We start from the raw sequence: 13,129 nt of genomic DNA, 5'->3' as shown, positions 1-13,129 counted from the left end.
CAAACCCGCGCCGGCCGGCCGGCGTGCACCAGGGCCAGCCAGACCGTGCCGACCGGCTTGGCCTCGCTGCCGCCCGTGGGGCCAGCGATGCCGGTGACCGACAGCGCCCAGTCCAGCGGCGCGTGAGCCAGCAGGCCGCGCGCCATGTGCTCGGCCACCTCGGCGCTGACGGCGCCATGCAGCGCGATCAGGCCCTTGGGCACGCCCAGCAGTTCGGCCTTGGCCTCGTTGCTGTAGCTGACGACGCCGCGTTCGAACCACTGGCTGGAGCCTGCCAGGCTGGTGCAGGCTGCGGCAATGAGGCCGCCGGTGCAGCTCTCCGCCGTGCCGATGCGTTCGCGCCGCTGCATCAAGGCGACGGCGATGCGGTCGATCAGCTCGAGGTCGTTGGCGAACATGGCATCACCCCATGAAGTAGCGCCAAAGCGCGATGGCGACGAGCGTACAGCCGGCAGCGACGAAGTCGTCGAACAGGATGCCGAAGCCCTGCGCCCAGCTGACCGGTGCGCCGCGTTCGCCCTTGAAGAGCCGGTCGGCCCAGCCCACCGGCCCCGGCTTGGCTGCGTCGAAAAAGCGGAACAGGCCGAAGGCGGCAAGTTGGCCGATGAAGCCGGCCGGCGCGATCAGCCAGAGGATGAGCCAGAAGGCCAGCACCTCGTCCCAGACGATGGCGCCGGGATCAGGCGTGTTCAAGTCGCGCGCCGTGCGCGTGCAGGCCCACCAGCCGATGACGGTGCCGCCGCCGATCAGCAGCGCCCAGGACAGGTCGTTCATCCATGGCGCGATGACGACGAACACCAGCCACGACCACAGCGTGCCGACAGTGCCGGGCGCCTTCGGTGCCAGGCCGCTGCCAAAACCCAGTGCGATCCAGCGCGCCGGATGGCGCAGCATGAAGCCTGGGGTGGGGCGAACGGGTGCGCGGGGCGCCGGACCCTCCGTGCCGCACTCCTCGGGGGGGGCAGAGGTGCTCATGATTTGAAGTGGTCGTAGCCGCGCAGGCCGTGGTCGATGGATGCACCGCGCGCGTCGATGACGCGCAGGCCCGGCTCGGCCTCGATGCGGCCGATGCGCGTCAGCGCGACGCCCACGTCGGGCATGGATGCACCGGGGGGCGCCGTGAAGATCAGCTCGTAGTCGTCCCCTCCGGCCAGCAGGCATTGATGTTGCAGCGCCATCGGTTGCGCGGCCAGCACGGCGCTGCGTGGCAGCGCGTCGACGTCCAGCTGCGCACCGACGCTCGAGGCGGCCAGTATGTGGCCGAGGTCACCGAGCAGGCCATCGGAAACGTCCACGGCAGCAGTTGCGATGCCGCGCAGGGCCTGGCCCAGGGCCACGCGCGGCGTCGGGCATTCCATTGAGGCGCGAACCTGCTCGAAGCCCGTGCCTTCCAGCACCACCGTGCCGCGGAACACCTCCAGCGCCAGGCGCGCATCACCCAGCCGGCCGGATACCCAGACCTCGTCGCCCACCCGCGCACCGCTGCGCAGCAACGCCTGGCCAGGCGGGGCCTCGCCGAAGACGGTGATGCAGAGGTTGAGCGGCCCCTGTGTCGTGTCGCCGCCGATCAGCGGGCAGCCGCTGGCCTCGGCCAGGGCCCAGAGGCCGCGCGCGAATTCCGTCAGCCAGGCTTCGTCGACGCGCGGCAGTGCGAGGGCCAATGTGAAGCCTCGTGGCGTCGCGCCGCAGGCGGCCAGGTCGCTGAGGTTGACGGCGAGCGCCTTGTGGCCCAGCCGTGCCGGATCAACGGTTGACAGGAAATGCCGGCCCTCGACCAGCATGTCGCTGGAAACCAGCCAGCGTGCACCCGGCGTGGGTACGAGGACGGCGCAGTCGTCGCCCACCCCCACCTCGACGCCGCTACCGGGAAGGCGCTGGAAGTAGCGCCGGATCAGATCGAACTCGCCCATGCCACGATTAGACCTTGTGGGGATCCACACCGACCCGAGGCGGCTGCAGTGGCATGATTCCCAACCCGTCGGCCTCCTTGCGATCCCCGCCATGCCCAGCTCAGAAGAAAAACGCGCCCAACTCCGTCAGGCCGCTCTCGAATATCACGAGTTCCCGACCCCCGGCAAGATCGCCATCGCGGCGACCAAGTCCCTGGTCAACCAGCGTGACCTGGCACTGGCTTACTCGCCCGGCGTGGCGGCGGCCTGCGAGGAGATCGTGGCCGACCCGGCCAACGCCTTCCGCTACACCTCGCGCGGCAATCTCGTGGCCGTCGTCACCAACGGCACCGCGGTGCTGGGCCTGGGTGACATCGGACCCCTCGCGTCCAAGCCCGTCATGGAAGGCAAGGGCGTGCTGTTCAAGAAGTTCGCCGGCATTGACGTCTTCGACCTGGAGGTCAACGAGCGCGACCTCGACAAGCTGGTGGACTGCATCGCGGCGCTGGAGCCGACGTTCGGCGGCATCAACCTCGAGGACATCAAGGCGCCGGACTGCTTCTACGTCGAGCGCAAGCTGCGCGAGCGCATGAAGATCCCGGTCTTCCACGACGACCAGCACGGCACTGCCATCGTCGTCGGCGCGGCCTTCCTGAACGGCCTGAAGGTCGTCGGCAAGGACGTCAAGGACGTCAAGCTGGTCACCTCGGGCGCCGGCGCTGCGGCGCTGGCCTGCCTTAACCTGCTCGTCAAGCTCGGACTGCCGCGCCAGAACATCTTCGTCACCGACCTGGCTGGCGTCGTCTACGAGGGGCGCACAGAGCTGATGGACCCGGACAAGGCCGAGTTCGCACAGAAGACCGACGCACGCTCGCTGCGCGAGGTCATCCAGGGAGCCGACGTCTTCCTGGGCCTGTCGGCCGGTGGCGTGCTGAAGGCCGACATGGTCGCGACCATGGCCGCCAAGCCGCTGATTTTCGCGCTGGCCAACCCGACGCCGGAGATCCTGCCCGAGGAGGTCAAGGCCGTGCGCGACGACGCCATCATGGCCACGGGCCGCACGGATTATCCCAACCAGGTCAACAATGTCCTGTGCTTCCCCTACATCTTCCGCGGCGCGCTGGATTCGGGAGCGACGACCATCAACGTCGAGATGGAGATTGCGGCCGTGCGGGCCATCGCCGAGTTGGCGCAGGCCGAGCAGAGCGAGGTGGTCGCCGCGGCCTATGCCGGCGCCACACTGAGCTTCGGCCCCGAATATCTGATCCCCAAGCCTTTCGACCCGCGGCTGATGATGCGCATCGCACCGGCCGTGGCCCAGGCGGCCATGGATTCCGGCGTTGCAGCCCGGCCCATTGCCGACTGGGATGCCTACCGGGAGAAGCTGCAGAGCTTCGTCTACGCCTCGGGCAACACGATGAAGCCCATCTTCACTGCGGCCAAGCGTGCGCCCAACAAGCGCGTTGCCTATGCCGAGGGTGAGGAAGAGCGGGTGCTGCGCGCGGCCCAGGTGGTTGTTGACGAGGGCCTCGCCCGCCCGACGCTGGTGGGCCGTCCCGCCGTCATCGCCGAGCGCTGCGAGCGCTTCGGCCTGCGCCTGCAGCAGGGCCGCGACTACGACGTCGTGAACGTCGAGCACGACGAGCGCTACCGCGACTACTGGCAGACCTATCTGCGCATGACCGAGCGCAAGGGCGTGACGCAGCAGCTCGCCAAGATCGAGATGCGCCGACGTCTGACGCTGATCAGCTCCATGCTGCTTCACAAGGGTGAGGTGGATGGCATGCTGTGCGGCACCTGGGGCACGACCGCCACGCACCTGCACTACATCGACCAGGTCATCGGTCGACGCGCTGGCGTGAAGACCTATGCCTGCATGAACGGGCTGATCTTGCCGGGCCGCCAGGTCATGCTGGTCGACACCCACGTCAACTACGACCCCAGCGCCGAGCAACTGGCCGAGATCACCATCATGGCGGCTCAGGAGATGTGCCGCTTCGGCCTGGTGCCCAAGGCAGCGCTGCTGTCGCACAGCAATTTCGGCACCAGCGACAAGCCTTCGGCCGTGAAGATGCGCGATACGCTGGGACTGATCCAGCAACTGGCACCATGGCTCGAGGTCGATGGCGAGATGCACGGCGACACTGCGCTGGACGCCGCGTACCGCCGTCAGATCATGCCGCACAGCCCGCTGAGTGGGGAGGCCAACCTGCTGGTGCTGCCCAACATCGACGCCGCCAACATTTCCTACAACCTGCTGAAGACGGCGGCCGGCGGTGGCATCGCCATCGGTCCGGTGCTGCTCGGCGCCGCCAAGCCGGTGCATGTGCTGACGCCGTCCGCGACCGTGCGGCGCATCGTCAACATGACGGCCTTGACCGTCGCCGACGCCAACGCCGCCCGCGCCTGAGGGCCCGCGTGGTTCCATGGGGGAACAGGGCCGGGGCGCCCTGGCTTCCCCAATTGACAGAAGTTTTCACATCGAAAACTGCGTCATGAAGCCGTCATGACACTATAAAAAACAACCCTTTGTGGAAATGTGGGCGTTCACTCACATTGCTCAGTTCCGGACTTCGACAGCGGGGTCCGGCTTGAGCTTTTTGGGCCCCTTCGGTACCATTACGGCTTTTCGTTCAGGGTAAACCCGTGTTTTTGCTCTCGTGGCTGGCGCGCTTTGGCGCCTCGGCGGCACTCTCCGCCCTGCTGCTCACCGGCCTGGCCGGCGGCGCGCAAGCCAAGGAAGCGCCCAGCAATGGGATCTCCACCGCAATGCCCGCTCTGGCTGAAGTCCAGCTGAGCGAGCTGCCCGGCCAGGCTCAGGAAACGCACCGGCTGATTCTCGCTGGCGGCCCGTTTCTCTATGCCAAGGACGGCGTGGTGTTCGGCAATCGCGAGCGCCTGCTGCCCCGCAAGGCTCGCGGCTTCTACCGCGAATACACGGTCAAGACCCCTGGCGCACGCACGCGTGGCGCCCGCCGCATCGTCTGCGGCGGCACGCCGCCGACGAAGCCAGAGGCCTGTTACTACACCGACGATCACTATGCCAGCTTCAAGCGCATCCGCGATGGGGCGGCCCGGTGAGAGTCGAGGGATCGAAGCAGTTTTGTGACTTGAAAGGAGGAACGTGACCATGCTTTTGCAGACCGTCCGTCCCAATATCGTGCAGGCCATACGGGCCTACCGAGTCGAGGACTTGATGCAGGCCGCTCAAGAGGCGGGCCAGCATTTCCTGTATGCCAACCTGTCGGAGGCGCAGTCCAAGCAGGACGTGCTCGATGGCATTGCGCAGGCCTTTCTGTTCCCGGCGCATTTCGGCAAGAACCTGGACGCCCTGCATGACTGCATGACCGACCTCGTCCACAAGGCCGGTTCCCAGCCCGGCTTTGTCGTCGTGCTGGAACAGCTGCCTGACAACGTGCGTTTCGACCGAGAGGCCCGCGAGCAACTGCTCGATGTCTTCCGCGACACGGCCGACTACTGGGCCGACAGGAAGATCGCCTTCCGGTGTTTCTATTCTTTTCAGTAGCCCGCTCCCAAGAAAACGGGTCATGGGAGCGGGCTGCTGAGGTGGCCCCGGTGGTTGAAAAGCCTGCGCCTAAGAGCGCGAAGTCGACGATTGGCAATCCGAATTTCGGCGTGAACATGCCGATGATGTGCAGCGCCTTCGATACCTCGATGTGGCTCAACGCGGCGTGATGCCGTCCTGAGCGCTCGAACGAAGAACGGGACCCTCGGGTCCCGTTCTCATTTCTGCGGCTGGATCTCCAGGGCCAGCGCGACGAACTCGTCGACCGGCACTTCCTCGGCCCGCCGTTGCAGGTCGAAGTGGCCCGTGTAGGCGCGCTCGGCCAGCCACTTGCCCAGGCTGTGTCGCAGCAGCTTGCGGCGCTGCGAGAAGGCGCTGGTCACCAGTTCGCCCAGCAGGGCGGGATTCAGGGCCGGCGGCGTCTTCAGCGGCTGCATGCGCACAATCGCCGAGTCCACGCGCGGCGGGGGGTCGAAGGACTCGGGCGGCACGTCCAGCACCGATTCGATGTCGTAGCGCCACTGGAGCATGACGCTGAGGCGGCCATAGTCTTTGCCGCCCGGCCCGGCGGCCATGCGGTCTACCACTTCCTTCTGCAGCATGAAGTGCTGGTCGACGATGTCGTTCACGGCATCCAGCAGATGGAAGAGGATGGGCGTGGAGATGTTGTAGGGCAGGTTGCCGACGACACGCAGCCGGGTGCCTTTGGCGGCGGCCAGGGACTTGAAGTCCACCTTGAGCACGTCGGACTCGATGACCTCGACGTCGTCGCGCTTGCGCAGCCGGGCGGCGAGGTCGCGGTCCAGCTCGATGACGGTCAGCGGCTTGCGCCGCTCGAGCAGCGGCAGCGTCATTGCGCCCAGGCCGGGGCCGATCTCGACCAGCGTGTCACCGGGCTGCGGGTCGATCAGGTCGACGATGGCGTCGATCAGTGCGACGTCGGTCAGGAAATGCTGACCAAAACGCTTACGCGGGATATGCGACTTCATGCAGTGCCCGAGGCCCCGTCGCTATTGCCTGGCGAGCCATGCCCTGCCAGCCCTCGGGCGACTGCCGCGGAACCGGCTCCGCGGGACCGCTGGCAAGGTCCCCATGCCCATGAAGCGGCGCGCGCAGCGCGCAGGGGAGGAATCAGTCCAGCCATTCGCGCACTTCGACGAAGGCCTTGGTGCGCAGGTCCTTGACCCACTCCTGGTAGGCCTCGTCATACTTCTGCTCGCGCAGCGCGCCGCGGGCTTGGTCGCGCAGTTGCTTCATCTCGACCTCGACGGTGCGGCGCTCCAGCACCTGGATCAGGTGCACGCCGAATCGCGACACGACGGGACCGGAGATGCCGTTCAGCGGCAGCGCGTTCATCGCCTCCTCGAATTCGGGCACGAAGCCGCCGGCGCCCATCCAGCCCAGGTCGCCGCCCGCGGGGGCGCTGCCATCCTCGGAATTGGCCTTGGCGACGTCCTCGAACTTGGCCTGGCCACTCTCGATCTGGCGCTTCATCTCTGCCAGTCGCCGTGCGGCGATTTCCGCCGTGAGCTGGGCCGAGGGGCGCAGCAGGATGTGGCGGGCGTGGGTCTGCAGGCTTTGCGTCAGCGAAGCGCCGCCCTGGCGCTCGACGACCCGCAGGATGTGGAAGCCCGCGCCGCTGCGCAGCAGCTCCGGTGCGACCTCGCCGTTCTTCAGGCCGCGGACGGCATGAACGAAGATGTCGGGCAAACGGTCCGCCGGGCGCATGCCGATCTCGCCGCCGCGGGCCTTGTTGCCGTCCTCCGAGACCTCTCGGGCGACCTTGGCGAAGTCCTCGCCGCCCTTGATCCGGGCCAGCGCCGCCTCAGCGCGTGCGCGGCGTTCGGCCACAACGCTGTCGGCGGCCCCATCGGGCACGGTCACCAGCACCTGGGCCAAGTTGATCATGCCCCCGCTGGCCAGATCGTCGCGCTTTTTGTCCAGATAGGCGTCGATCTCGGCATCAGTGACCTTGATGCGGCCCTGCACCTCGCGCTCGCGCACGCGTTCGGTCATCATCTGGTCGCGCAGGTTCTCGCGGAAGCTCTTGTAGTCAGTGCCGTCCTGCTTGAGGCGTTCGCGCAGCTGCTCCATCGTCAGCTTGTTCTGCGCGGCCACGTTGGCGACGACGCGGTCCAGTTCGGCCTCGTCCACGCGCGGCCCGTTCTCTCGGGCATAGGTGACGAGGACACGATCCTCGATCAGTGCGTCCAGTGCCTGCTTGCGCAGGCCCGTGGTCTCGGGCATGACCTCGCCCTTCTGGCGGGCCTCCTGGCGCAGCCGCTCGGTGCGCTGGATGACCTCGCTCGCAGCGACGACGTCCTGGTTGACGACGGCGGCGATGTAGTCCCCCGGCTGCAGCGTGGGCGTCTGGGCCGAGGCGGAAAAGGCGGCCAGGGCCAGAACAAGGGGAGCGAGGCGATGCATCATGGTTGGAAGTCTGAACTCGGCGAGCGATCGGAGCTCAGCCTGCGGTAACCGGGGACATTGTCCTTCAAGACCTTGAGGGCGTTCGAACCCAGCTGCGACAGGCCGACCAGTTCCAGCTGCAGCATCAGCCGCGTGTTGGTTTCGGCCCGGCCGGTGGACAGGCGCTCGACGCCCCAGCGCAGCACCCAGCAGCCGGCGTCGTACTCGAAGCCGACTACGGAGTCCGTCAGGCGGCGGTCTCGCAGCGAGTACTGCACGCGCCCGGCGCTGTACCAGGCGCCGCCGCAGGACTTGCTGTCGGCGCCGCGCGAGGTCACGGGGCTGCCGTAGAGCGGCCATTGCCAGGCCAGCTCGACCTGTTCGCTCTGCGCCCGCGCCAGCCGGTAGGCGACGCTGACCGTCTTGAATGGCCCGGGCGAATAGCGTGCCCTGAGCACGGAGCGCACCGAGCGGTTGATCTCAGGATTGAACTCCAGCGTGCCGTCGGCCCACCACTTCTCGTCCAGGTGTGCTGCGGCGGCCAGCAGCAGGTCGGAGAAGCGCTGCGTGACCGGGGGCTGGCCGTCGGGCGTGATCCTTTGGTCGCGGAACAGGAAACGCTGGACGGCGCCCAGGCGCAGGATCTCCTCGCCCGACGTCGCGCCAACCCAGCGGCTGGTCACGCCCGCACTCAGGGCATGCAGGTCCGACACCCGGTCCACGCCCGAGAAGGGGTTGTCCGTATAGATGGAGTCGAAGTTGAAGTCCTTGGCCGCCGAGTCGAAGTTGGGCAGGTTGCTCTGGTCGCGGAAAGGCGTGTTCACGTAGAACAGCCGCGGCTCCAGGCTCTGGCGGTAGTCGCGGCCGAACAGCGTCGTGTCGCGCTCAAAGACCCAACCGTGGTCGATGCTCAGCGTCGGGATGACGCGGCCCATGCGGCGGCGGCCGTCGGCCTGCGGGCGGTCCAGGTCATAGGCCGCGGCGTTGAAGGAGGCGCGCGGAATGAACCACCAGGCTTCGCCGCCCAGCGGTGCAGCCACATGGCCCAGCGCGTGTACGCGCTGACCGCCGCTGGTCTGGCCCGGGCGCGCAGAGCCGGGCAGGTCAAAGCGGTTGTACTCCAGCTCCAGCCCGCCCTCCAGCCGCGCCTTGCGACCCCAGGGGCGGAAGCTGTCCAGCACGGCCTCGTCGGCCGCCGTCGTCATGCGTGCGCCGATCTGCGGGCTGCGCTGGTATGGCGAGTCGAACTGCGCTGTCGTGTCCGTGCCCTGCAACGCTTGCCAGCGCTGTACGCGGGCGTAGGTGTCGATCGCGCCCCAGGACAGCTCCCGGTGGCGGCTGATATTGAAGTCGCTGGCCATGAGCCGCGGCGTCTGGCTCTCGACACGGCGCGACATGTCCTTCCAGTAGTCGTCGTCGGAGACACGCTCGCTGCGGAGCCGGTAGCGCCAGTCGCCGAAGTTGCCGTCGTTGTTGAACTTGACGCTCCAGCGCGAGGCGCCGAACACGCGGTCGCTGGGCAGCAGATCGACGTTGATGCGGCCGGCGTGCCCGGGCTCCAGGTAGCGGAACTCGCTGTCCAGACCCACGCCTCGCTTGGTCATCATGAAGGGCGTGAACGTCGCGTCCCGCTGCGGCGCGATGTTCCAGTAGTAGGGCACCCCGGTCTCGAGGCCGCCGCGGTTGTCCAGGAAGATGTTGGGCGGCAGCCAGCCCGACTTGCGCTCAGAGCTGAGCGGGAAGGTCATGGACGGCGCGGCCAGGATGGGGACGCCCAGGAAGCGCAGCACCGCGCCGTCAGCCTCACCCTCGTTGGCGGCCAGATCCAGGCGCAGTTGCTTGGCGGTGATCTGCCAGGCCGGCTCCTGGTTCTCCACCGCCGGGCAGCTGCTGTAGCTGCCCTCGGTGGCGCTCATGTGCTCGCTGTCCTGGAACTTCAGCACTTTGGCCTTGCCGGCGCCGCCGGTCGCGGCGAGCAGGAACCGGGGCGTCAGGAACTCGCCCTCAAAACGGCTCACGTAGAGCTGCAGCAGCGGCCCGGTGAAGACATTGCCGTTGTGGTTGATGCGGACGTCGCCCTCAGCGCGCGCGAAGTCGTCGACGACGCGGTAATCGAGCTTGTCGGTGTTCATCACCAGCTCGCCGTAGCGCAGCTCGACGCCGTCGCGCCCCTGCGCCTGCTGGTCCACCTGGGCCGACAGCTGGCCGGCGGTGATGACCAGGGCCGGCTTGGCTGGTCCCGGCTTGGACGGCGCGACCAGTACCCGGCTGCCGCGCAGCGGCAGTGCGGCGTCGGTGGCTTGCTGTGCCGAGGCCTCGCCCCAGGCGCACAGGGCCAGGGCGATCAACGGGGGCAGCGGGGCGGGGCGGAAAAGGCGGGGCGAGCGCGACACAGGCAGCGGAAGGCTCGGAGTCGGTGAGGATGCCGGGGCCGGCGGTTCTTAGAATTTGATTATCCACGAGGGCTTTCACCCAATGATGCTGCCGAACTCCGCCCTGATCCAGGACTTGCAAGCCCATCCCGAAGACGCAGACCGCCTGATGCGGGCGGCGTGCGCCGAATTGCGCGCCCACCCCGCCGCGGCCATCCCGGCCGATGAGGCCGCGCTGCGCGCAGGCCTGCACCGCATTGCCGACACCGGCCTGGACGCCGTGCTGAAGCGCCTGCTCGACGACGCCCCGGAAGGTGCCGCCACCGACCGCATCGCCGCGCTGCTGCGTGCGCCCGAGCTGGCCTGGGATGAGGCTCAGGAAATCGATTGGGCCGTGCGCCACTGGGAGGCCAGCCGCGCGGACGGGTTGCTCGATGAGGCGCTTGCGGCCGACTTCGGCGAGTATTGGCGCCGGCTGGAATGGAGTGCGCTGCGCCAGCACCTGGTGCTGCTGGGCGGGGACCATCCGGAACAACGCCGGCTGCTGGCCTACATCGTCAAGACCGCTTCGCGCTACGTCGCGCTGGCGCCACTGAAGCGGGCGATGGAGGCGCGCTTCCCTGAATTCTTCGAGCTGGGCTTCAGCCTGCGCTAGGGCAGGTTGCGCAGCCGGCCGCCACCAGCCAGGGGTCCTTGTCCTCGCCGCCGAAGATTTCCAGCAGGAAGTCGAGGAAAGCCCGGGTGCGCGCGGGCACGTACTTGCGCGTCGGCATGCCGGCCCAGAGCGTCGTGCTGAACAGGCGCCACTGCGGCATGACCCGCTCCAGCGCCTGCTCAAGCAGCGCGTCCTCCACCATGAAGCTGGGCAGGCCGGCCACGCCAAGTCCGTGCAGGGCGGCGGCGTAGTTGGTGTCCATGTGCGTCGTCGACAGCGTCGCGCGCGACGGCACGATGGGCAGCGTGATCTCCTCGGCGCCGTCGCCGCGCTGCAGCGTCAGGCCCCGCATCAGCGAGGGCGTCGGCGGCAGCAGCGCGTCATGCTTCTTCAGCTCACTGGGGTGCTGGGGCCGGCCGCGGTGGTCGAGATAGTCGGGTGCGGCGCACAGGATGAACTCGCTGCGGGCCAGACGGCGGGCGATGAAGTCGCCATCCAGCAGCTCGCGGGACAGGAAGATGGTGAGGTCGTAGCCGTCGCCCACGGTCTCGACGGGGCCGGGTGAGGCGATCTCCAGCGTCACCAGCGGATAGGCGCGGTGGAACTTGGGCAGATGCTTGGCCAACTGATGCACCGCGATGGCCGGCGGGCACAGCACGCGCAGCAGGCCGCGCACCTCCTGGGTGGCCGATGCGGCCAGGGCCGCGGCCTCGTCCACGTCGGCCAGGATGCGCCGTGCTCGTTCCAGGTACGCCTCGCCTATCTCGGTCAGCGACAACCGCCGTGTCGTGCGGTTCAGCAGCCGCGTGCCGAGGTGGTCCTCCAATTCGGCCACGAGGCGGGTGACAACGGCCGGCGCCAGATCCAGCGCCCGTGCCGCGGCGGCGAAGCTGCCCTCGTCGATGACGCGGACGAAAACCTTGATGGCGCGGAGCTGATCCATCCTTCTCGATCAGGGATGCGCCGCCATCACCTGGGCGACGGCGGCCGTCAGCCGCTTGCCATAGGGCACGTGCAGGAACTCGTTCGGGCCGTGGGCGTTGCTCTTGGGACCGAGCACGCCGCAGACCATCATCTGCGCTGCCGGAAAACCCTTCTGCAGCATGCTCATCAGAGGGATGGTGCCGCCCTGGCCGATGTAGCCGACCGGCGCGCCGAAGTGGGCGAGGCTCGCATCGTTGAGCGCCTGGCTCAGCCAGGGTGTCAGGTCCGGCGTGTTCCAGCCCGTGGCGCCGAAGGCACCGGCGCGGCCATCGGGCACGAAGCTGACCTTCGCGTTGTAGGGCGCGTTGTCTTCCAGCAGGGCCTTCAGCTCCAGCGCTGCGGCATTGCCGTCGATCAGCGGCGGCAGGCGCAGGCTGAGCTTGAAGGCCGTGTACGGCCGCAACACGTTGCCGGCATTCTTCAGCTCCGGAAACCCGTCCGCGCCGACAACCGAAAGCGTGGGCCGCCAGGTGCGGTTCAGCAGCACCTCGACCGGATCGGTCGTCACCGGCAGCACCGGGCCACCATCCGCCCCGCAGGCCCAGGGCATGCGCTTGTAGACCTCGTCCTTCAGGATGGCCGCAGTCGCGCGGGCCTGCTCCAGGCGTGCGCCTGGGATCTCGCAGTGGAAGCTCTCCGGGAGCAGTCGCCCCGTCTTGCTGTCCTCCAGCCGGTCCAGCACCTGGCGCAGGATGCGGAAGCTGGATGGCACAGCGCCCGAGGCATCGCCACTGTGGATGCCTTCGGTCAGCACCTCCACCTTCAGCACGCCGGACACCATGCCGCGCAGCGAGGTTGTCAGCCACAGCTGGTCGTAGTTGCCGGCGCCGGAGTCCAGGCAGACCACCAGCGACACATTGCCCAGGCGCGGCTTGAGCAGGTCGATGTAGGCCGGCAGGTCAAAGCTGCCGCTCTCCTCGCAGGTCTCGATGACGCCCACGCAGCGTGGGCGCGGGATGCCCTGCTGGTCCAGCGCCATGATGGCAGTCAGCGACGCATAGACAGCGTAGCCGTCATCCGCGCCGCCACGGCCGTAAAGCAGGCCGTTCTCGTACTTGGGCGTCCACGGGCCGAGGTCGCTGCGCCAGCCGCTGAACTCGGGCTGCTTGTCCAGGTGGCCGTACAGCACCACGGTGTCGTCCGAGCCGGGCTTGGTGGACGGCACCTCGAAGAAGATGACCGGCGTGCGGCCCGGGATGCGGATGACCTCCAGCTTCAGCCCGGCGACCTTCTTGCTCTCCACCCAGGCGGCGGCCTGGGTCAGCACCTTGTCGATGTGGCCGTTCGCCGCCCA

General features: G+C 68.1%; 12 protein-coding genes. 4 read left to right on the top strand and 8 right to left on the bottom strand.

Going from position 1 to position 13,129, the window contains the following annotated elements:
• The 3 genes from VGF12_RS05340 to thiL form a co-directional block, all read right to left on the bottom strand.
• The coding region (locus VGF12_RS05340) for a CinA family protein (protein ID WP_331175006.1) at positions 1–398 on the bottom strand (398 nt) is incomplete at its 3' end.
• A 4-nt stretch (positions 399–402) separates the two neighbouring features.
• On the bottom strand, positions 403–975 hold the full coding sequence (locus VGF12_RS05335; protein ID WP_331175005.1) for a phosphatidylglycerophosphatase A: 573 nt from the start codon (positions 973–975) through the stop codon (positions 403–405).
• Entirely contained in the window at positions 972–1,910 is a 939-nt protein-coding gene (gene thiL / locus VGF12_RS05330; RefSeq protein WP_331175004.1) for a thiamine-phosphate kinase, read from the bottom strand. The genes VGF12_RS05335 and thiL overlap by 4 nt, the downstream gene beginning before the upstream one ends.
• A gap of 91 nt (positions 1,911–2,001) precedes the next feature.
• Here thiL and VGF12_RS05325 point away from each other — a divergent pair, with 91 nt between their 5' ends.
• The 3 genes from VGF12_RS05325 (at position 2,002) to VGF12_RS05315 (ending at position 5,415) form a co-directional block, all read left to right on the top strand.
• Positions 2,002–4,299: an NADP-dependent malic enzyme gene (locus tag VGF12_RS05325; RefSeq protein WP_331175003.1), complete on the top strand. Its 2,298-nt coding sequence runs from the start codon at positions 2,002–2,004 to the stop codon at positions 4,297–4,299.
• Positions 4,300–4,658: 359 nt separating this feature from the next.
• Positions 4,659–4,970 carry a ribonuclease gene (locus tag VGF12_RS05320; RefSeq protein WP_331175007.1) on the top strand — a complete coding sequence of 104 codons (312 nt, stop codon included), beginning with the start codon at positions 4,659–4,661 and terminating at the stop codon, positions 4,968–4,970.
• Positions 4,971–5,019: 49 nt separating this feature from the next.
• Positions 5,020–5,415 carry a barstar family protein gene (locus VGF12_RS05315; protein ID WP_056268781.1) on the top strand — a complete coding sequence of 132 codons (396 nt, stop codon included), beginning with the start codon at positions 5,020–5,022 and terminating at the stop codon, positions 5,413–5,415.
• 218 nt (positions 5,416–5,633) lie between these two features.
• Here the strand turns inward: VGF12_RS05315 and rsmA are convergent, their stop codons facing one another.
• The 3 genes from rsmA to VGF12_RS05300 all read right to left on the bottom strand — a co-directional run bounded on the left by rsmA (position 5,634) and on the right by VGF12_RS05300 (position 10,172).
• Positions 5,634–6,404, bottom strand: coding sequence for a 16S rRNA (adenine(1518)-N(6)/adenine(1519)-N(6))-dimethyltransferase RsmA (gene rsmA, locus VGF12_RS05310; protein ID WP_331175002.1), 771 nt, complete (start codon positions 6,402–6,404; stop codon positions 5,634–5,636).
• 142 nt (positions 6,405–6,546) lie between these two features.
• Positions 6,547–7,845 carry a peptidylprolyl isomerase gene (locus VGF12_RS05305; protein WP_331175001.1) on the bottom strand — a complete coding sequence of 433 codons (1,299 nt, stop codon included), beginning with the start codon at positions 7,843–7,845 and terminating at the stop codon, positions 6,547–6,549.
• Positions 7,842–10,172, bottom strand: a complete 2,331-nt coding sequence (locus VGF12_RS05300; protein WP_331175000.1) for an LPS-assembly protein LptD — start codon at positions 10,170–10,172, stop codon at positions 7,842–7,844. The genes VGF12_RS05305 and VGF12_RS05300 overlap by 4 nt, the downstream gene beginning before the upstream one ends.
• 127 nt (positions 10,173–10,299) lie before the next feature.
• On the opposite strand from VGF12_RS05300, the gene VGF12_RS05295 reads away from it, so the two are divergent.
• Complete coding sequence (locus tag VGF12_RS05295; protein ID WP_331174999.1) at positions 10,300–10,851, top strand: hypothetical protein; 552 nt, start codon at positions 10,300–10,302, stop codon at positions 10,849–10,851.
• Here VGF12_RS05295 and VGF12_RS05290 read toward each other — a convergent pair.
• Complete coding sequence (locus VGF12_RS05290; protein WP_331174998.1) at positions 10,838–11,794, bottom strand: LysR family transcriptional regulator; 957 nt, start codon at positions 11,792–11,794, stop codon at positions 10,838–10,840. The two genes, VGF12_RS05295 and VGF12_RS05290, sit on opposite strands and share 14 nt — an antisense overlap.
• 9 nt (positions 11,795–11,803) lie before the next feature.
• Positions 11,804–13,129, bottom strand: a 1,326-nt coding sequence (locus tag VGF12_RS05285) for a M20/M25/M40 family metallo-hydrolase (RefSeq protein WP_331174997.1), incomplete at its 5' end; no start/stop codon positions are given.

Source organism: Roseateles sp. (assembly GCF_036404855.1).
Lineage (GTDB): Bacteria > Pseudomonadota > Gammaproteobacteria > Burkholderiales > Burkholderiaceae_C > Pelomonas.
Note: the sequence above shows the minus strand (reverse complement) of the source record. Positions and strands in the feature narration are given on the sequence as shown.